Source organism: Paenibacillus sp. PAMC 26794, assembly GCF_000316035.1.
Lineage (GTDB): Bacteria > Bacillota > Bacilli > Paenibacillales > Paenibacillaceae > Paenibacillus.
Genome location: NZ_ANHX01000017.1, coordinates 168,669 through 188,726, shown reverse-complemented (window position 1 = coordinate 188,726; position 20,058 = coordinate 168,669). Strand labels below are relative to the sequence as shown.

Below are 20,058 nucleotides of genomic sequence, written 5' to 3'. Positions count from 1 at the left end.
TAAATGAATGGTATACTAATTGAATATGAACTCGGCAATCAACCCGTGGAATCGGGACGTCGGAGTAGAGGAGGCAGCCACATTGGCAAAAGCAAAAGTAGCAAAAAGACCTACACGGGATGAGTTTGAACTGGAAGAGTTGGGAAACCAGCTCGTTGAAGCCTTTCGGGAACGTTCGGAAGTACTGTTGACGGTATGGGGCAAAGTAGATCAGGTGCAAGGAGTCATCGTCAAAATGGACTCTCGTACACGACTCGTGCATGTGGAGTATACCGAAGAAGAGTTCACAGCGAAGGTGCCTTTTCTGGATATCATGCGTGTGCAATCTCCCCGGTACTGAACGAAAAAAACAGCAATCTGAATAATTAGGGCATCCGCCCTGTCAAAGTCGTTCTTCCTGCATAAGATAACCCATACCTGTTGCAGAGGAGGTACGGTCAATGAGCGAAGTATTAGGTGGAGAAACAAGAGGCTACGGATACGGAGGTTTCACTTCTGTAGGTGCCATTCTGGTTCTGTTCATCCTGTTGGTTATCATCTCCAAAGCGTTCTTGGTATAATTGCATATCTCTAAAGAATGAAAGAAGCTCTGCCATCGCGGCAGAGCTTTTTTGTTCGTTCAGTCATTGGCGAATTTTGTAGAAAATCGGTGTAAGTCCTGCTTACGTTATGTTAGAATATAACCATCCCTAGAGAAAGAAAGAGGTGTTTTGATTATGAGCCAAGCGTTAACAGAATCTTTAAATGAACAGATGAACTTTGAGTTTTATTCCGCTCATGTATATCTGGCTATGGCAGCCTATTGTTCCAGTAAAAGTCTGGATGGATTTGCGAACTTCTTCATCGTGCAAGCGGAAGAAGAGCGATTCCATGGCATGAAAATATACAAATTCCTGAATGATCGTGGACAACGTGCCACACTTGCGGCTTTGCCAGAACCGAAGAATGAATATGCTTCGATGCTGGATGTATTTGAGCATGGTTATGCTCATGAACAGCAAAACACGAAAAAATTCTACAATCTGGCTGACATCGCTCTCAATGAACGTGAACATGCAACGATGTATTTCCTGAAGTGGTTCATTGATGAGCAGGTTGAAGAGGAAGCATTGTTTGACAACATTATTCAGAAGCTGCGCCGCATTGAAAAAGACAGCAACGCCTTCTACATGTTGGATGCCGAGTTTGGCAAACGTTCGTTCACTGCTCCTGCTGAATAAATGCACGTTGGGAGTCGAGAAGATTCCAGCGTCAAAACACCATTTACATACAGCATGAGGTAATGATCCTGAAAGCAATGGGGGCAATTCCCTTGCAAGGGATGATGGTTTGATGCCATATGCTGATTGAAGACGAAGAAGCCTGCACTTGTGCAGGTTTTTTTGCATGCAACGATATTTAATGATTGTATTGATTTACTTGAATTGGAGTAAAGGTCTATCAAAATTCTGAATGTGGGTAATAGAGGATATGTCACAATTGATCTATCCTGACGGGATCTTTTTTTGCGCAAATCTATCAAATTCGTATTAAATTTTAGGTTTATCTGACAAAAGTGTAACTCTACCGTAGCCTTTGGAGCGAGAACAGGAGTCACTATCTTTGATAGTATTAGGATTAATCGCCAAGGGATGAAGGTAGAACAACATGGACACCCGGGGAAATATAACACATAAGGGAGATTTTTAATTATGTTACATATTCGCAAATCTATCATGGTCACACTTGCTATTTTACTAATCATTCCACTATTATTGCCGCAGTCGGTATCTGCCAAATCAGTTGCATCCAAGGATGGTGCAAGCAAAGCAAATTCCAAAATCATATACCTGACGTTTGATGATGGGCCAACCGCTCATACGGGTCAGTTACTGGATATTCTGGATCAGTATAATGCGAAGGCAACGTTTTTTATGCTGGGTCCTCAGATGGAGCAATTTCAGAAGGCTACCAAACGAATCGTAGCTGACGGACATGGATTGGGTCTGCATGGTGTGACTCACGTTCCAGGCAAATTCTATAAATCTGCATATAGCGGATTGAAAGAGATGCAACAGGCCAATGTAAGTCTAAACAAGGTTGCCGGAGTTAAAACAAGTCTCGTGCGGACGCCATATGGTAGTAAACCTTATCTTAAACCGGCATTCCGTAATGTGTTGCTAGGTCAGGGTGGATTCCATCTGTGGGATTGGAATGTGGATTCGGAAGATTGGAAATACAAGAAGGATCATCAGAAAGTCTATAACAGTGTAATGAAGCAGATCCACAATGTGCAAAAGAGCGGAACAACGCCTGTTGTGCTTATGCACGACCAGGAAGCAACGCTGAAAGTATTACCGCAAGTTTTGAAAACATTGAAGGCAGAAGGGTATCGTTTTGAAGTATTAAGCAAAAAATTGCAGCCGGTTAACTTCTGGAACGACAAGCGTTAATCTTTTGAATTTTTAGATTGGCTACAACGAAGGAGGCACACATCATGAAGAAACAACCATTATGGATCACGATTCCAGTAACGACGGCCGTTTTACTTGCTCTGGCAGGATGTGGCGGACCGGATTCAAATGCAGCATCGTCAGAGAATAGTTCTTCACCAACGACAACAGTGGGTGAGCAGACCGAGACCGGTAGCGGTGGTGCTGATTTCTCTAATGAAAATGAAACGGGAACCAAAGAGAATACGGGCACAAGAGATAATGAAGACACATCAGGATCGAAGGCAAATGACATCCAAGTTGCCAACCAGTTGAAGATGAAGGATGCAGCGTTACCCACATCATTCACATTGAACAAGGGTACATCTTTGGGTGCGGCAATACTGTCCAATACTGCTGATGCATTTAAGGTAAACTTCTACGCTACCACTCAGTCTGTTGCCGTTAATGATCAATCTTTAACTGCATCCGACAGTAAGATACCTGTACTGGCTTCCTATGAAGTGAAGACCTATAAGGACTCGAATCAGTCAGAAATTTTCCCTGAGACGGACCTGAAAGATATTCCAGCAGATATGGCTGTGGATCTGGGACATGGCATCAAAGGCATGAGTGAAGGTGCCGCAGGCAGTCAATATCTGACTTGGCAAGAAGGCAGATGGACGCTGGAAATTCGTTCGGTTTCCGAAGATGAAATGAATAATCCGGGCATAGCGAAGAAAATGGTGGAATACCTGGAGTCACATACCTTGCCTGTACCCAAAGATAAAGGGTATATCAAGGTTGAATATCCAAGTGGTGGAAAGTCTGTTCATGTAACGATCTCATGGCAGGACGGTAACCAAATTCATCAGCTTCAGACCGATCAAGTGCCATTAGAAGCTCTTGGCATGGCTGTTTCTGTGAAGTCTTGAGTGTTTTAGAGATATTCTGCAATGTAGAAGAGATGATTGTTGTAATACACTTAAAAAAGCTTGGCCCAGCAATTTTTTCCTGGGCCAAACTTTTTATTTTGAGCATGTTATCGCAGCTTGTGCAGCCGGGGGACATGTTATTTTTGTTTCAATGGGTTGAAGCGGTACTTTCATTTGAACCACCCTTTTTCCTTGGAGCGAGTGATGGCCTCAATGCGGTTACTGGCATTTAACTTGTTGAGAATAATGGAGATGTAGTTACGCACTGTGCCCGTTGTGATGAACAGATGCCCGGCTATTTCCTTGGTGTTCTTCCCATCTGCCATGAGGCCTAGTACGGCATTCTCCCGTTCTGTCAGGGGATTTTCTTCTACATAAGCTTCATCTACCAAGTCGGGAGCAAAGATGCGTCTGCCATTCATAACTTGGCGGATGGTTTCAGCCAGTTCTTCAATCGGACTATCCTTGAGCAGGTATCCACGAACACCGCTTTTGAGCGCACGTTCGAAATAGCCGGTTCGGGCAAAAGTGGTCAGAATAATGACTTTACAGTTCAAACCTTTCATCTCTTCTGCCGCTTCCAGCCCACTTTTGACGGGCATTTCGATATCCATCAGACAGATATCCGGGGTCAGTTCTTTGACAAGTGCCAAAGCTTCCTGTCCATTGCTTGCCTGTCCTACCACCTGCATGTCTTTTTCCAGATTGAGCAGGGAAGACAAAGCGCCCAGCATCATGCGTTGGTCCTCGGCGATTACAATGCTGATCATGTTGTATCCTCCTTCATTGGTTTGCGTGTCAGCTTAGGCACCTGGATAACGAGTTGTGTACCTGTTTTATCTGCTCTGGAGCGAAGATCCAGACAACCGTTCACAAATTCAAGTCGTTCCTTCATACCCAAAATGCCGGTACCGCGTCGATCCTTGTTGCGCGTGCGTTCTATGCCTACACCGTTATCCCGAACCGTTAAAATGTTATCAGACTGTGTCTCTTTAATGATGATGGTGCATACCGTGGCCTGACTGTGCTTGACTACATTGGTGACGGCTTCTTTCAAGCACATGCCGATTACATTTTCATTCAATTGCGATGTGTCTTGCAGCTTTGGATTGCCTTCCAGCTCAAATTCAATCGAAGCGGCCTTCAGAATCTGCTCCGCCCGGAATAGTTCATCGACTAATTGTGTACCACGCATGGTGGTGACCATTTCCCGAACTTCCTTCAGAGCTGTACTTGCCGTTTGTCTGAGGTCATTCAATTCGATCTCGGCCTGATCGGGATTATTGCGGAGCAAACGCTTCGCCAGATCGGTTTTCAGACCGATCAGTGAGAGCTTTTGTCCAAGGGTATCGTGCAGGTCACGAGCGATACGCTGTCGTTCTTCCATTTTCACAAGATCATCCAGTCGTTTGTTGGCATTCTCAAGTTGACCTTCCAATTGTTCAGTTTTGTTTTTGTTATACGTACTGATGGGAAGCAGAATGGAGGCCATCAAGCTGATGAATACAAACGGGAGTTGGCTCACCAACAGAGAACTCTGATTAATGAAACCATAATTAATGGTTAGGAAACTGGCTCCCAAATTCACCGAATAGAGGGTGAAGAAACCGGCTTTATTTTTAATATTCCCAATAAAAAAAGCAAGAAACAATGAGAAATAGGCATAATCATAGGCGATAGTCATCGTAATGGATATGGCAATGAGCAATCCAATCCACATGTATACCTGCCAGCCCTTGGTGATAAAGGCGAGCAGATAACAGACGAAGAAAACGAGAATGATAATAATGCCTGTTACCATCGTCCATAATTTGGAATATTGTGATATAAAATAGAAGGGAAGGATGAAAAAGGCGAGCCATACATAAAGGTTCAACCCTGTTTTTTTATAAAAATTTTGCATCCACTTTTGAATGGAATTCTCCTCCTTGCACTTGTACTCAACTTTAGCATGACTGTAGCATGACTATGGCTTGAACACAAGAAAACGAATCCGACAGAGTTAAGGCTTCTCTGTCAGACCCGCTGGATTGGTTACTCGGATAGGCGGTTGAACATACGGCTTGCGGGATAGCTTTTTGAGCTGTCTGAAGCTAATAAACTGTTTAGAATCTTCATCCCACAGACGGAAGCGCAGGGAAACTAAACTGGAACGTAGTGTAATAGTCGTTGCTTTTTGCAAGGGTGGTGTTGCGTTATGTGCTTCTTCCAAGAAATAGTTAGGTACACGTGGGCTCAAGTGATGCACATGGTGAAACCCGATATTACCACTGATCCATTGCAATAATTTTGGCAATTTGTAATAAGAACTGCCTTCAACAGCTGCTTTTACATAACTCCACTCATCTTCATGTTCAAAATACGTCTCTTCGAACTGATGTTGAACGTAGAACAGCCAGATACCAAAGAAACCGGAGAAGAAGAAGATAGGTGCCTGCACCATTACAAAAGCCTGCCATCCGACTAACCAGGACATGAATGCATAGAGCACTACGATCAATACGGTAGTCAGGTGTGTATTGATACGTTCTTTACGTCTAGCACCTTTGCGGTTAAAACGGTAAGCCAACAGAAACACGTAAATGGGTCCGATACAAAACAATACAAACGGGTTACGATAAATCCGATAGAAGAGACGACCCCAAGGAGAAGCTGCTTTGTATTCGTCAACCGTCATAACCCAGATATCACCTACACCACGTTTGTCAAGATTACTGCTTGTCGCGTGATGGATAGAATGCTCGTTTTTCCACTGCTGATAGGGTGTAACTGTCAATACACCAGTAATGGTACCCATAATATCATTGGCGCGTTTGCTCTTGAAGAATGAACCATGACAGCAGTCATGGAAAATAATAAAGGTCCGAAGTACAAATCCGGATGCCACCAAGGCAATCGGGAAGGTCAGCCAGTAGGAAACCGATAAGCTAAAGTAAGCTGCAGCCCATAACAAGAAGAGCGGGAGCAATGTATTGATTAACTGACGGATACTTAATCTGAGATCATTTTTTTCGTAAGGGGTAATTTCTTTTTTTAAGGCCATTTCTTTTGATCGATTCATAAAATTGTGTCCTCCTTCAATCGTTATAACTGTAATCAGTTACAACTTGACGTTTCCCGCTAGACTTTCCTGTAGGAAGCGTTTTTATCATTGTAAAACAATCCGAACATGACAGTAAGTCATAAACGTCAGCCTTCTGTAATGACAAATATCAATGATGGACCATGACATTTGTCATGGGTGTATGATACTCAATAGCTCTGCAGAAGACAGAAGAGCAGGTTTTACATATTCCTTTGCACAAATTACGCAACAATTTGTATTATGTATACAAATTTTGTTGAGAGCATGGTAAAATCTATCTTTGAGTGGTTATGACAACTTATGAGACGGGTCGATTAGGTTGATTTCTGATGGATTGGATGGAATGCATAATGAAGAAACGAATTACGGATATCCTATTTATTATGGCAGGTGCATTTCTGTTTGCACTGGCGGTGAACCTGTTTGTCATCCCGAATGATTTGGCTGAAGGCGGCGTCACAGGTATCACGATTATTTTGTATTACCTGTTTGAGTGGTCCCCTGGACTGATGAACTTGATCCTGAACGGTATTTTGTTAATTGTGGGATACCGGTTTCTTGATAAAACGACTACGGTATATACGATTATTGCGGTGGTATTCAACTCGTTGTTCCTGCATCTGACGGAGAGTTGGACGATTGCATCGGATGAACTCTGGATCAATACCATTTTTGCTGGGTTATTTGCCGGTCTTGGTATTGGCTTGATTGTTAGAGTAGGAGGCACAACGGCGGGAACAGTGATCCTGGCCCGACTTGCCAACAAATATCTGGATTGGAATATCAGTTACGGACTTCTGTTCTTCGATCTGATTGTGGCTTTCTCCTCATACTTCATCATTGGACCACAAGGATTAATGTGTACAATTGTCTTGCTGTTTGTTGGAACCAAAACAATGGAGTTCATTATTGAAGGGCTCAATCCGAAAAAAGCAGTCATGATTATCTCTTCCAAACAGGATGAAATCGCGAAGCAAGTCATTGAGAAGATGGATCGCGGAGTAACCGTTCTGTCCGGTCATGGCTATTACACAAAAAATAAGAAAGAAATTCTATACATTGTGATTAGCAAGCAGGAAGTTTCAATGCTGAAGAAGATTGTACGAGCAGAAGATGAGATTGCTTTTATCACCATTCATGACGTTCGTGATGTATTTGGTGAAGGATTTATTGAACTCTCCAAAACTTGATGAATATATGTATATAAGGAAGAAAGGAGTTGCGGTGAATATCACCGCAACTTTTTTGATAGGTTAATGGTATCCGTTATTAATCTAGTTCAATAAGAAAGAACCCTTCTCCGAAGAGAAGGGCAAAAGAGGATTAGTAATGTCTTCTTTTTTTGACTCCACAATATTCAACAGTGACATGACAGTGTTTTTTACACTTTGTAGGGACATATTTCACTTTGGTAACACACGTTTTAGTGATTTTTTTGTAAAAACACTTTGGTCTTGGATGATGACATTTATGCTTTCTATACATATTAAAACCTCCCTGATCGTGATAAGGTATTCTATGAACAGGTCACTGTTTCGGAAATGTATAAACGTCTATTATTGTATAATAATCCCTTTATTAGGCTTTTGTGTTACAGGTGAAGGTATGGTTCTTTCTAGTAAAACTTTCTACTAAAAGAGTGCAATGACAAAAAGCTGTACACCTACCAAACACGATGATATATTGAATTTAATCAATTTGTTAATAAACCTAACTAACTAACTATAAGAGGAGGCGATAACATGGCTGGCACACCGCAGTATATCCGCAATCTGAATGAAAATCTCATTATGGATGCTCTGATAACTCAGGGAACCATGTCGAGAGCGGATATCAGCCGTCAGACCGGACTTAGTAAACCAACGGTGTCTTTGGCAGTCGAACATCTGATTGACCGTAATCTGGTGAGGGAAATGGGGCCAGCTGACAACGCTCAGGGTCGAAAAGCAACCCTCATTCGTTTCAATGAAACGGCTTATTATGTCTGTGGTATAGATATCGGCGCAACACGTATCCGGATTGCATTATCCGATCTGAATGGAGAGATCATTGCCTATCGAACATATCCCATGGTTGTTCAAGAAGCTTATGAGCGAGCAGAAGCGACGATGTTGGAGCTTCTTCGAAGCCATATGAACGAATTGCTTGATAAGAATCATCTGAACTGGGATCAGATTCAGTGCATCGGGTTCGGTATACCAGGCGTAGTGCTGCCTGATTCAGGGCGTATCCATCGTATTGTGGACCCTTTAGCGGGTCTGGAAGAAGCTTTCTCTCTAGAGTCATTGTCAGGAGCTTTTCCCTGTGAAGTAATTCTGGAAAATGATGTGAATCTTGCAGCGCTTGGGGAGTATCGGAGTGGTTCAGCAGCAGGTTATCCCTTATTTGTTTTTTTCTCCATCGGTACAGGGACGGGCGCTGGCATCATGGTACATGGCCAACTGCTTCGAGGTTTAGGTGGCTTAACTGGAGAGATCGCGGAGATGCTGGTGGACGATGGCCGACGTCTGGAGGAAGTGCTGTCCGCTGATGGTCTGATGCAACTGGCGAAAGATTATCTAGATCAGCATGATGAACTATTGGAAGTTGCTGATTCGGATTCGGATGTGGATGTAAAAGTAGATGAAGTTGCAGATGATCTTCACAGACACCTGACTCCCGAGAAGTTATTTGAAGCTGCACGCAGTGGAGAAGTAGAGGCGTTAGACATTCTACAACAATACAGCCAGAGGATTGCTTCAGCTCTGCGTCAGATTAGCGTTGTGCTTGCTCCAGATCTCATTGTGCTTGGCGGAGGTGTAGGAGGGAACGGTGATGTGTTATTGCCTTTACTGAGGCAGATCATATCTGAGCAATTCCCGGTGCAACCACAGTTAATCTGTTCCAAGCTTGGTGAGCAAGCTGTTGTGACTGGCGCAGTGCAGGTAGCCATACAACAAACGATGCTGAACCTTCAGCAGGAAGCCATGGATTAAGACATTAGATATACAACATGTGAGGAGGAAAAAGGCATGACAGAATCCGTGAAAAACGTAAGTAATGATTATCAGTCCAATCAGGATGGTGCGGTTGGAGGTGATCCATCCGGCTGGATTGCAGGTATTGACATTGGAGGCACCAAAACATTAATGCTCTTGTCATCACAACAGGCTGGAAATGAAGTTCATGAACGTATCTTGCCTACGCTTGTCAGTGATCAGCCGGATGAGTTCTTTCGATGGTTATTCGCTGAATTGGAAACATTCTGCCGCGAAGTTGGATGCAGTCTGGATCAACTTTCCGGTGCAGGCTTGGGATTCCCTGGTGTGATTCTGCAGGGGGAGGGGATACTGCGAAATGCTCCAGCTTTTCAGTGGCCTGAGCAGGATATTCGCCCTGTTATTGCGCAGTATTATAGTGGGGATATCATTTTGGACAATGATGTGAATCTGGCTGCAATGGGAGAATATGATCAAGGGGCAGCGCAGGGACATCAACACTGTGTGATGGTCACGGTTGGAACGGGCATTGGAGCTGCTCTTATCCTGAATGGACAACTCTACAGCGGTCAGAATGGAGCAGCAGGTGAGATTGGGCATTTCATTGCAGGAGACAAAGGGCTTCATACCGGTTACGTTGCTGATGCGGATTCCTTTGGCGTATTTGAGCAATTAACTTCAGGTACGGGAATTACCGAACAGGCGAGGCATTATTTTGCTACTGGAAAGAGAAGTTCCTTATCCCTGATCATGAGTCTGGCAGGAGGCGAAGCGGAACAGATTGAAGCCAGGCATGTATTCAAAGCAGCCGAGTCGGGTGATCTTGCTGCCCTGGAGATTCTGGAACTACCCATGCGTTATATGGCTAGAGGTCTGGCGAATATTACGGCTTTACTCAATCCTTCCATTATAGTGATCGGTGGTGGCGTGGCTGCATCCAACCCATCCTATTATCTAAATGAAGTGCGCACACGCCTCCAACGTTACACTGTTCTGCCTACACTTATAGCTGTAGCTGAACTGGGGAACAAAGCGGGAGCAATCGGGGCATTGGCTGCAATCAAGTCGAGTCTGACACGCACATAAAAATAGAGAATAGGCGAAGCAACTACAGAAATAAAGGATGGAGATCCGGATGAGAAGTAGACATATGAAGGCTTACACAGAGAAAACAAAAGCCGATTCCAATGATGCAAAACGTGTTTTACTCCAATTGCAGGGCCTATATCTGTTTATGGGGCTTGCCGGGGGGATGTTTAACCCGTACATTAATCCCATATTGGTAGCACAAGGTTTTTCCAGTAAAGAAACCGGATTTATCATGGCGTTTGGCACACTTGTATCTATTATTCTTCAACCTATATGGGGAATACTGGTAGATAAGTTTAAAAAGACACGGTTCGTACTGGTAATCAGCCTGCTTGTTCCTGCATCGTTAGCGTACTTCTACAATATTCAAGTGTACTTTATATTAATATTGATTTATACTTTATGCACTATATTCCAAGTGACTCAAATACCCGTGGCTGACTCCTATGCGGTTACCGCCGCGAGAACCGCGAACACCTCATATGGCATGATCCGACTCTTCGGCAGCATAGGAACGGGAGTTGGCGGATTTGCCGCAGGGATGTATCTCTCCCAGTTTTCCATTCACATGTTATGGCTGCCATTTCTCCTATTTAACATTCTGAGCGCTATACTGGCAAGTACACTTCCCCGGCAGACGAGCATATCCTCGTCCTCGGTAACCTTCTCCGTAGGTTTGGCAAGATTGCTCCGAAACCGGACATTCCTTCTATTTCTAACAGGTTGTTTCCTGGTTAACCAAACGCTCACTGCGTTTAACTCCTTTTTTGTTATTTCATTTCAGATGGCTGGCGGTTCTGTGACGATGACAGGTACAGCGCTATTGCTGGCATCGATCACCAATGTTCCATCCATGTTGGCAGCAGCATTCATACTCCGAAAATGGGGACATGAACGGACGATGCTGCTTGCAGCGGGGGCGTATATGTTACGTTGGGGAATACAGTGGCTATGGCCGACACCTGAGGTTATGATTGGCGTTCAGGTGCTGCATGGGTTATCCTTCGGATTCTTTTATATCGCAGCAGTGGAATATGTGGCTTCCGTTACGGGACGGGAGATGCAGGCCACAGGTCAAAGTTTATTTAACATGGTGTTTGCTGGCCTGGGCGGAATTGTTGGTAATATGCTTAACGGATATTTGCTCGATTCCGGCGGTCCATCACTGATGTACCTGGCTTGCACGATCAGTGCGGCACTAGGATCAGTGATTCTGTATATCGTCAGCAGGCAGGCTAAAGAACAGAGAAGAGCATACTCATTAGAATAGGGATGGAAGGAGCTGGAGCCTATGAAAGTAAATCTGAAGCGGAATTGGCACACCAAGTTGATGTATTCGTATTTTCCTATTTTTCTGCTTACGATTTCCATTCTGATCTTTCTCTCCTTCCTGATTGTCAACGAACTCTCACGTAACGAAACGCAAAAAGCCGACATGATTTCCACCCGCTATATCGTGGATACACTGGAGCGATCGCTAAGCGACATTGAACTTCGGTTGCTTGAAGACATTGGTGCGAACAAAACATATAGTCGCTTTTTGGAAGCTGGACAGGGACAATTATCGAGTCAATTCATCTATGATGCGGCAAGTGGGCTGGGACGTATGCTGGATCAGCAGGATATGATTCAATCCATTTATCTCTATCGCATGTCCGATTCCCAGATTCTTACGCCCAGAGGCATGATGCGTTTGGAAGATTTCGAAGATCGCGCCTATATTGAGCAAGCCTTGAAAGATCGGGAGAATCTCGGTTGGAACCTGCCACGTGATTATAAGGAACGTTCCTTCGACGTACATTCACAGGTGATTAGCATGAATAAGTGGCTTCCTTTACCGTGGGGCGGGGAAGGACTGCTCGTCATTACCATCCGCATGTATGCAGTAGAACGGCAGATTGATAACATGACCAATGAAAAGTTATCTGTTCTTCAAGTTCGGGATAAGAGTGATAATCTGATCTATACCGCGCATCAAATGGACCCTTCAGCAGGCGAAATTCTTAATCGTGTGACTGCGGACAAGCTTGGTCTGGTCTTTGAGAGTGGTATTCAATCCGGACAACTGTATTCATGGGTATCCCTTGTTTCTTATGTGTGGATCGGTATTGGTTTATTAACGATTGTTGGTGCGGTGGCGGGACTAATCTACATTACGCGCAGAAATACGCGGCCCATCCAGCTCATCATGAATCGAATTCAGGCGTTACAGCCACGTGCCGAGGAGGATGAAGCAGCTCCATCCGTCAAGGATGAACTGGCACTCATCGATCGTGCGCTGGAACATCTGATTGCTCAGACGGTTGACTATGAGAAACAACATCATGAAAACTTGCTGATTCATCGCAGACAGTTGCTTGTTGATCTGATGGAAGGAGAGCGAATGGATTCGTTCCGTCAGCGACTTCGCCATCTGCAACCGCTAGAGGAACGATTCATGGAACCAGTGAGTGTTGCTGTCCTCATTGCGGAGATGAATGGTGACGATCTCTCGACCAATCAGAATATTCTGAAGATTGCGCTCATGAACGTAGTGGAAGAACTTGTGCAGAACGAGACTCAGTTCGGTGGTTGGGCTGAATGGTTTGGGAACCGAAGGCTTATTGTGGTGATTACATCGGATGAGCAGGAAGGACTGGACCGTGAATTGCTTATGGATCTGGCTAAACAGATGCATATGTGGATTGCGGAAAACTTCCGCTTACGGTTTACGTTCGGGATTGGACGAACCGTATCGGGCTGGGAGGAGATTACTCGATCCTATGCGAGTGCAGATGCGGGTTTGCAGCATAGACTTACCCTTGGTAAAGATGCGATCGTTCTCAGTGAGCAACTGCCGGATCGTATTGAGCTGCAATCGTACAAGTATTTGCAGATGCTCGCAGACTTTGTCCGTGAATTCAGACTAACCGGTGATGGTTGGCGAACACAGCTGGACCAGATGTTTGTTGCGTTCAGCGAAGATCAGATTACGGATAACGATATTCGCATGTTGCTGCAGGCGTTAATCCAGATGTTGTCCCGTGAATTCGGGGAGCTGTCTGAGCGGTTGCAAAGCCAATTTGCCGAGGAAATCCTGACTCGTCTTCGCAGTGATATCCGGCAGGTGGAGACACTGGAGGGGATTCAAGATATTTTGCAGGAGTGGCTTAAAGAGGTCTATCGCAATTATGTATCTGTAAATGAAACGAAAAGTCATCGCGCGATGATCAACGAGCTGCGGATATATATTGAAGAGCATTTTGATGATCCGGATCTGTCGCTGAAACATCTGAGTGATCGGTTCCAAATCTCGGGCAAATATGCGAGTTATCTGTTCAAGGAAGAGTTTGAGATGAAGTTTGTTGATTTTCTGGTGAAATTGAGGGTCGAAAAGGCCTGTCGTCTGTTGTCTGCATCCGATATGGCTGTTCAGGATATTGCTCTGCAAGTGGGTTATGCCAATGCCATTTCCTTCGGCAGAGTATTTAAACGGATCATGGGCGTGACACCAGGGGATTATCGAAAGCAGAGTGGAAAACAAAGCGATCAATAACGGGATTGCACGTGTTAGAACATCCGAGTATCGGGTAAAATCCAATAATCCTAGAGATATCTATGAAATCTCCTGTATGAGGCAATAAGGTCCGTAACCTTATCATCCTTTGCAGGAGATTTTTTACATGCGGGAAATGCCATCGATACGTTGTTTGGTCAAGTGAAGTTTAATCTTCCGCCAAGGGATTAGTGCGACGAATCGTTCTACACGTGTTGCTAAACAAGGAGATCACATAAGATGTGGTCTCTTTTTTCTTTTTTTGAAGAGAGATTTAATGGAAAAAGGATTATTGCAAGCTGGGTGATGCCAGATTGTGTATAAGAAATCGAAATGAACAGAACACAATATGTTATTATAGTTAACATTAAAGGTGTGAAAATTGTATATTGTCAGGAAATATGTTTATATATCGCTTTATTTAACTTAAAAACCGTGGATTTTACATTTTGAAAATAGTTTATTGTCTGATTATCGGATTATATGTAATGATTAGTGACATTCACAGTTGCAACGAAATGAGATGAACAAAGTGGAGTGGCAATCATGTGAATTCATTCAGAGAGTGTGCGAAAGGGGAAAGGTCAAATGAGATTATTTCAAAGACGTAAGGCAGGCAAGGCAAGTTCAATCCTCGCAGTGGTAACAGCATTCACTCTATTATTATCTGCATGTTCGTCAGGAAGCGAATCAACATCTTCATCAGGAGAGTCGGGTTCGGGGGAAAAAACGACTTTGAAAGTGGAAATCTTCGACCGGGGAAACACACCGGCGGGCTACACCATTTCGGACAGTTATCTGACTCGCTTCATTCAAGAGAAGTTTGGTGATCCAAACAACATCGATGTTCAATTTGTTCCGGTACCACGCTCGGAGGAAGTTCAGAAGCTTAACGTTCTGATGGCGAGTGGCTCTGAAGTACCTGATATCGTCTTTACCTACGATTCGGGAACATTCAACCGTTATGCAGAGCAAGGAGGTCTGACCGAACTTACGGATCTGATCAATCAAAGTGGTCCTTACCTGAAGAAGTTCCTGGGAGATGAAACGCTGGCCTACGGTCAATACGATGGACAACAGTTTGCGGTTCCAGGTAAACGTCTTGTACTTGGCAAGTACGCATCCTATGTTCGTCAGGACTGGCTGGATGCGCTCGGATTGCCTTCACCTGAGACAGCTGAGGAGCTGCATACAACACTGAAGGCCTTTAAGGAAAAAGATCCGGGTAAGGTTGGCACAGGACTTATCCCAATGGGGATGTCGATTGCCTCGGCTCAATATGAACCCCTGATCTGGTCATTCATTGAACCACTGACGGAAGAACAAAAATATACATTAACGCAACAACTGGGTTCCAATGACTATCCAACGTTGTTGCCTGGTTTCAAGGATGCCCTGAAATATATGAACACACTTTATAATGAAGGATTAATGAGCAAGGACTTTGGACTCGACAAAGACAAGAAAAAGCTGTGGGAAGATGTGTCTAACGGCAAAGTTGGATTCTACACTGAGGATGCAGGGGAGATTTATATCTCCGGTACGTACAAAAACCTGCAAACCAATCAACCTGGTGCAGTGATGACACCGATTGATGCATTCAAAAACTCGGAAGGCAAATTTGCCAAACCGGCATATGCACCCAATGCGATGTATGTGATGATCCCGAAATCGAGCAAAAATGCGGAAGCCGCGATGAAGTATCTGGATTGGATGGCTTCGGGCAACAACCTGTTCGACCTGCAATTCGGTGTTGAAAACGAGAACTATGAACTTGTGGATGGGGTACCACTGATCAAAGATGATGCTTCTCCTGAAATTGCAGGCCGTATCTATAATTCCGGTGACATTGCCATTATCGTGAACGGTAAATACGTTGGGGATGACAAGAAAAATGAAGAGGCCTACGTCGTACAGGTAGAGTCGAAGTATCGGGATGATATGCGTAAGTCGGTAGCGATCTCTAACACGGACACCATTCAACCGGTACGTTTCTCCAAACCGATTGAGGCAGAAGCACGTTACGGTAACGGCTTAAAAGACAAGTTTATGGAGTTTTTCGTGAAAACAACCATTTCCAAACCCGCTGATTTTGAAGCCACGTATGACAGCATGATGAAGGATTACATGGCGAGCGGTGGCCAAGCAATCCTGGATGAACGTACAGAAGCTTACAAAGCGATGAAATAAGTAGAGTAGAGATCACATCTAATGTGTATGACAACAAAGAACAGGGATTTCATTAGGGCGATGGCAACATCGCCTTGATGAAGAATCCTGAATGACATGGGGGGAAGGTTTATGAAAACAAGCATCTATTTCCGCAGAAACTGGCAACTATATGCGTTGCTCCTACTGCCCATGATCTACTTCATTATTTTCAAGTATGGGCCAATGTATGGCGTGCAGATTGCGTTCAAGGACTTTAACTTCTTTCAAGGGATCGCCGGTAGTGAGTGGATTGGCTTGGATGCATTCAGAGAAGTGTTTCAAAATCAGGGATTCTACACGGCATTACGCAACACGTTAGTGCTTAACATGCTGGATCTACTGGTCTCCTTCCCGGCGCCACTTATACTGGCCATCTTATTGTTCGAGCTGAAGAAGGCTTGGTTCAAAAAGTTGGCACAGACCTTACTGTACATTCCTCACTTTATTTCGTGGGTTATTATTGGAGGGATCGTACTTCAGGTATTCGGTACGCAATCCGGTTTCATTAACAATATCTTAATGAGCATGGGATTCGATCCATTGCCATTCCTTTCAGACAAAAACTATTGGCTCTTCACGTATCTTGCGGTAGGTGTGTGGCAGAGTGCAGGCTGGGGTACGATTCTGTATCTGGCATCCCTGACGGGGATTAACCGGGAACTGTATGAAGCTGCAGAAGTGGATGGAGCAAGTCGGCTACGCAGAATCTGGCACATCTCCTTGCCAGGCATCAAAACGACGATTGTTACGTTATTGATCATCAATGTCGGCAACATGATCTCCATCGGCTTTGACCGACCATTTATTATAGGGAACGTGGCTGTACGTGAATACTCGGATGTGCTCAGCACATTTGTCTATCGTGTCGGTTTACAATCTGGTCAGGTTACGCTCGCAACGGCTGTAGGTTTGTTCCAGGCATTAGTTGGACTTGTCTTCATACTCGGGGCAAACTATACGTCCAAGAAATTGACCGATGAGAGCATTATGTAGTGGATTGATTCACATATGATCTGTAAGGAGTGAGTGAGATGTCTGAAAACATGGCGAATCGAATATTCAACACGGTAAACGTCATTCTTATTATCATTACGATGGTGCTGTGTCTTGCACCATTCATTCATATTATTGCGATCTCGCTCAGCTCGAACCGGGCGATCGGTTCAGGAGAAGTTTCCTTTTTCCCCAAAGAGTTATCTTTTGAGGCGTATACCAAAGTATTTGCAGATGGATCGATGATTCGTTCCCTCATTTATACGATTTGGCTAACCGTCCTGAGTACGGTGCTAAGCATGGCGATGACCATTGCAGCAGCTTATCCACTGGCGAAAAGTAATCTGAAGGGGCGCAAGTGGTTCATGCTTGTCATTGTGGTGACGATGTTCTTCAGTGGGGGTATTATTCCCGAGTACATTCTGATCAAAAATCTGCATCTACTCGATAGCACATGGGGACTTATTCTGCCTGGATTGATTAGTCCGTTCTATATGATCATCCTCATTACCTTCTTCCGAGGGATTCCCGAAAGTCTCGAAGAAGCGGCGGGCATTGATGGAAGCAGCCACTTCGGAACCCTTATGCGTATTATTCTACCGCTATCCCTTCCGGTTATGGCGACACTGAGCCTATTTTACGCGGTAGGACGGTGGAATGGTTTCCAGGATGCACTCATGTATATTACGAAACCTGAACTATATCCTTTGCAATTGAAGTTGTATCAGATGATTCAGCAAAACCAGATTACAGAACTGATGCAGAACGAAGGAATCGGCGCCGTTCAGGTCCTGCCTGAGAGTCTGAAAGCAGCCAGCGTTATATTCTCCACGTTACCGATCCTGCTTGTGTATCCGTGGTTGCAGCGGTACTTTATCAGTGGCGTAATGGTAGGTGCTGTAAAAGGTTAACAGTCTCGGGAGGTCGCATGATATGACACAACGAATGGTAGAGAAGATGTCGAAAGAGCAACAGTATCTTGTAAATCAGTCCATGTTGATGATGGATAGCTTCTATGACAAGGAAATGGATCTGCTTCGGAATTTTGAAGAGGAGGATTCATCGCAGCACAGCACACGAGCGAGTGCACATTATGCGCTCGGGTTGTTGATTCGAAATGAGCCTGGTGATGTGGAACGCGCGATACGGGTGTTCCACAAGGTGCTTGATTATCAATATGACACTCCGGATGAGATCTATCACGGAACCTTCGCGACCCGACCAACTGATGTGCATCCACCAGCGGGTCACTATGCTTGGAAATCTTTTGCGCCAGGCACGGCCTATTTCCTGGAACGCACCTTTGAGAAGGTGTCTGCGCAGTTTATCCATAAACTACAGGAAGAGGGCTCTCTGCTCACAGAGGCGGCAGATCCCAAGCAACTTAAACAACTGTTTCATTTGGCGGTGAATCAGGTTCTGCCACCGGTCTGGATCAGTTATGATCCCAACTGGCGCGAGTTTATTGCTTGTGTCTGTGTGGTCGTAACTGCCGAATTCGCCGAACTTATGCCGGAGACACTCATGAAACGGATGGACTATTCGATGGAGTTGGCTGTCCAAGGGTCAATAGAACGCAGGTTATCGGACGTAATCCCCATGAATACAAATATTGAGTTAATGCATATTTTCATCACCCACTACTACGGCCATCGCTTGAACCGAACAGATTGGATTCAGCATTCCGATGAACAGGCAGAGGGATTAATGAAAGAGTTTGGACAATACAACGGTACATTCGCGGAGTTCAATACGACAACGTATTACGGGGTGGATCTGTCCGTGCTTGGCATGTATCGAAAGTATGCACTCACCGAACGTTTGATTGAAATTGGACACCGGATTGAACATGGGCTGTGGAATAACATTGCGCTATATTACAATGCCAACCTAGAGAATCTCTCCGGCCCATTCTCTCGGGCGTACGACATGGAGATGCGAGAGCATAGTTCGATCGGTGTATTTATCTATCTCTTGCTTGGTGAAGGGTATGAATATCTCACAGAAATCAACTGTGAGTCAGGCCATGATCCACTGATTGCGCTCCTTGGGGTGGATGTGCCCGCTGAAGCCGTGCCGTATTTCAAGGCTCATCAAGAGGATCGTCTTGTGCAGAAACAGTTCATGGAGCTGTGTGAGCGCAATGATCCAACGTCCAATCGGAATTTGTGTACAGCCAAAGCCTGGATCGGAGAACACCGGATGATCGGGGCCATGTCGGGAAGTGTGAATACCAACGGCCAGATGCATCCCGCCACGATCCACTGGCAGACAGAGACGGGGGAGCGTTATTATCTTCGCTTGATCCGCCGTGAGGTAGGCGAGGGGTGGAACAGTCATCTACGCGGAGTAACGTTCGATGCGGATCTCACGCCAGATTCGTTAACCATTGATATGGAACTGGATACGGCGGAAGAGATCGACGTTTATTTTGAAATCAGAGGGCCATCCCTTCGGCAGCAGGACATTACACCAGCGTTATGGCAGTTTCCTGGACTTACGTGTACCGTGAAGGCTGAAGCGCCTGGACCAACCGTGTTAATGTACGTGAATCATGCGGAGATCATCTATCGTTATGTACCTGGGAAGACTGCGAACAAGATGAGATTTGAATTGACCCTCCGTGAAGACAACGGTTTGAGGAATAAATAGGTATATAAGATGAACTGAACATTTACACGAGAACGAAGAGTGCAGAACCGATCTGAAGAAGCGGAGCGTTCGCCTGAAAGCTTTCTGCAAGAAAGCTGCATCGGAAGCATAAGCTATCACCGGATTTTTCCCTTTGGAGAAGGGGATCAAAAAAATCTGGGGATAACAG

17 protein-coding genes are annotated in these 20,058 nt (G+C 44.8%); 14 read left to right on the top strand and 3 right to left on the bottom strand.

Translation table 11 applies throughout. The features are described 5' to 3' along the window. The first annotated feature begins 82 nt into the window (after positions 1-82). From D829_RS0110505 to D829_RS32405, 5 genes are all read left to right on the top strand, one after another. Positions 83-340, top strand: coding sequence for a YolD-like family protein (locus D829_RS0110505; protein ID WP_017688847.1), 258 nt, complete (start codon positions 83-85; stop codon positions 338-340). Between the two features lie 100 nt (positions 341-440). Beyond that, a complete protein-coding gene (locus D829_RS30810) occupies positions 441-560 on the top strand; it encodes a hypothetical protein (protein WP_017688846.1) in 120 nt (39 codons plus the stop codon). Between the two features lie 156 nt (positions 561-716). Next, positions 717-1,220, top strand: coding sequence for a ferritin (locus D829_RS0110495; RefSeq protein WP_017688845.1), 504 nt, complete (start codon positions 717-719; stop codon positions 1,218-1,220). A gap of 471 nt (positions 1,221-1,691) precedes the next feature. Continuing rightward, a complete protein-coding gene (locus D829_RS0110490; protein WP_017688844.1) occupies positions 1,692-2,432 on the top strand; it encodes a polysaccharide deacetylase family protein in 741 nt (246 codons plus the stop codon). A 44-nt stretch (positions 2,433-2,476) separates the two neighbouring features. After that, positions 2,477-3,346, top strand: a complete 870-nt coding sequence (locus D829_RS32405; RefSeq protein WP_017688843.1) for a hypothetical protein — start codon at positions 2,477-2,479, stop codon at positions 3,344-3,346. Between the two features lie 170 nt (positions 3,347-3,516). Here D829_RS32405 and D829_RS0110480 read toward each other — a convergent pair whose 3' ends face one another. The 3 genes from D829_RS0110480 to D829_RS0110470 form a co-directional block, all read right to left on the bottom strand. Further along, positions 3,517-4,116 carry a response regulator transcription factor gene (locus tag D829_RS0110480; protein ID WP_017688842.1) on the bottom strand — a complete coding sequence of 200 codons (600 nt, stop codon included), beginning with the start codon at positions 4,114-4,116 and terminating at the stop codon, positions 3,517-3,519. Continuing rightward, positions 4,113-5,147 (bottom strand): sensor histidine kinase, encoded by a 1,035-nt coding sequence (locus D829_RS0110475; RefSeq protein WP_346773276.1) that lies wholly within the window; start codon positions 5,145-5,147, stop codon positions 4,113-4,115. Before D829_RS0110475 ends, D829_RS0110480 begins: the two co-directional genes overlap by 4 nt. A 201-nt stretch (positions 5,148-5,348) precedes the next feature. Beyond that, positions 5,349-6,407: a fatty acid desaturase gene (locus tag D829_RS0110470; protein ID WP_017688840.1), complete on the bottom strand. Its 1,059-nt coding sequence runs from the start codon at positions 6,405-6,407 to the stop codon at positions 5,349-5,351. A gap of 374 nt (positions 6,408-6,781) precedes the next feature. Here D829_RS0110470 and D829_RS0110465 point away from each other — a divergent pair, with 374 nt between their 5' ends. The 9 genes from D829_RS0110465 to D829_RS0110425 all read left to right on the top strand — a co-directional run bounded on the left by D829_RS0110465 (position 6,782) and on the right by D829_RS0110425 (position 19,889). Then, positions 6,782-7,621, top strand: coding sequence for a YitT family protein (locus D829_RS0110465; RefSeq protein ID WP_017688839.1), 840 nt, complete (start codon positions 6,782-6,784; stop codon positions 7,619-7,621). 552 nt (positions 7,622-8,173) lie between these two features. Further along, complete coding sequence (locus tag D829_RS0110460) at positions 8,174-9,406, top strand: ROK family protein (protein ID WP_017688838.1); 1,233 nt, start codon at positions 8,174-8,176, stop codon at positions 9,404-9,406. A 36-nt stretch (positions 9,407-9,442) separates the two neighbouring features. Further along, the gene (locus D829_RS0110455; protein WP_017688837.1) at positions 9,443-10,495 is read left to right on the top strand and encodes an ROK family protein; all 1,053 of its coding nucleotides are present in this window, start codon (positions 9,443-9,445) and stop codon (positions 10,493-10,495) included. Positions 10,496-10,544: 49 nt separating this feature from the next. Then, on the top strand, positions 10,545-11,768 hold the full coding sequence (locus D829_RS0110450) for an MFS transporter (protein WP_241230760.1): 1,224 nt from the start codon (positions 10,545-10,547) through the stop codon (positions 11,766-11,768). A 21-nt stretch (positions 11,769-11,789) separates the two neighbouring features. Further along, a complete protein-coding gene (locus tag D829_RS0110445) occupies positions 11,790-14,033 on the top strand; it encodes a helix-turn-helix domain-containing protein (RefSeq protein ID WP_017688835.1) in 2,244 nt (747 codons plus the stop codon). Positions 14,034-14,621: 588 nt separating this feature from the next. After that, positions 14,622-16,223, top strand: a complete 1,602-nt coding sequence (locus D829_RS0110440) for an extracellular solute-binding protein (protein WP_017688834.1) — start codon at positions 14,622-14,624, stop codon at positions 16,221-16,223. 111 nt (positions 16,224-16,334) lie between these two features. Further along, on the top strand, positions 16,335-17,237 hold the full coding sequence (locus tag D829_RS0110435) for an ABC transporter permease subunit (RefSeq protein WP_017688833.1): 903 nt from the start codon (positions 16,335-16,337) through the stop codon (positions 17,235-17,237). A 38-nt stretch (positions 17,238-17,275) separates the two neighbouring features. Further along, positions 17,276-18,148 (top strand): carbohydrate ABC transporter permease, encoded by an 873-nt coding sequence (locus tag D829_RS0110430; protein WP_017688832.1) that lies wholly within the window; start codon positions 17,276-17,278, stop codon positions 18,146-18,148. Between the two features lie 22 nt (positions 18,149-18,170). Next, entirely contained in the window at positions 18,171-19,889 is a 1,719-nt protein-coding gene (locus tag D829_RS0110425; protein ID WP_017688831.1) for a hypothetical protein, read from the top strand. Positions 19,890-20,058: the final 169 nt, after the last annotated feature.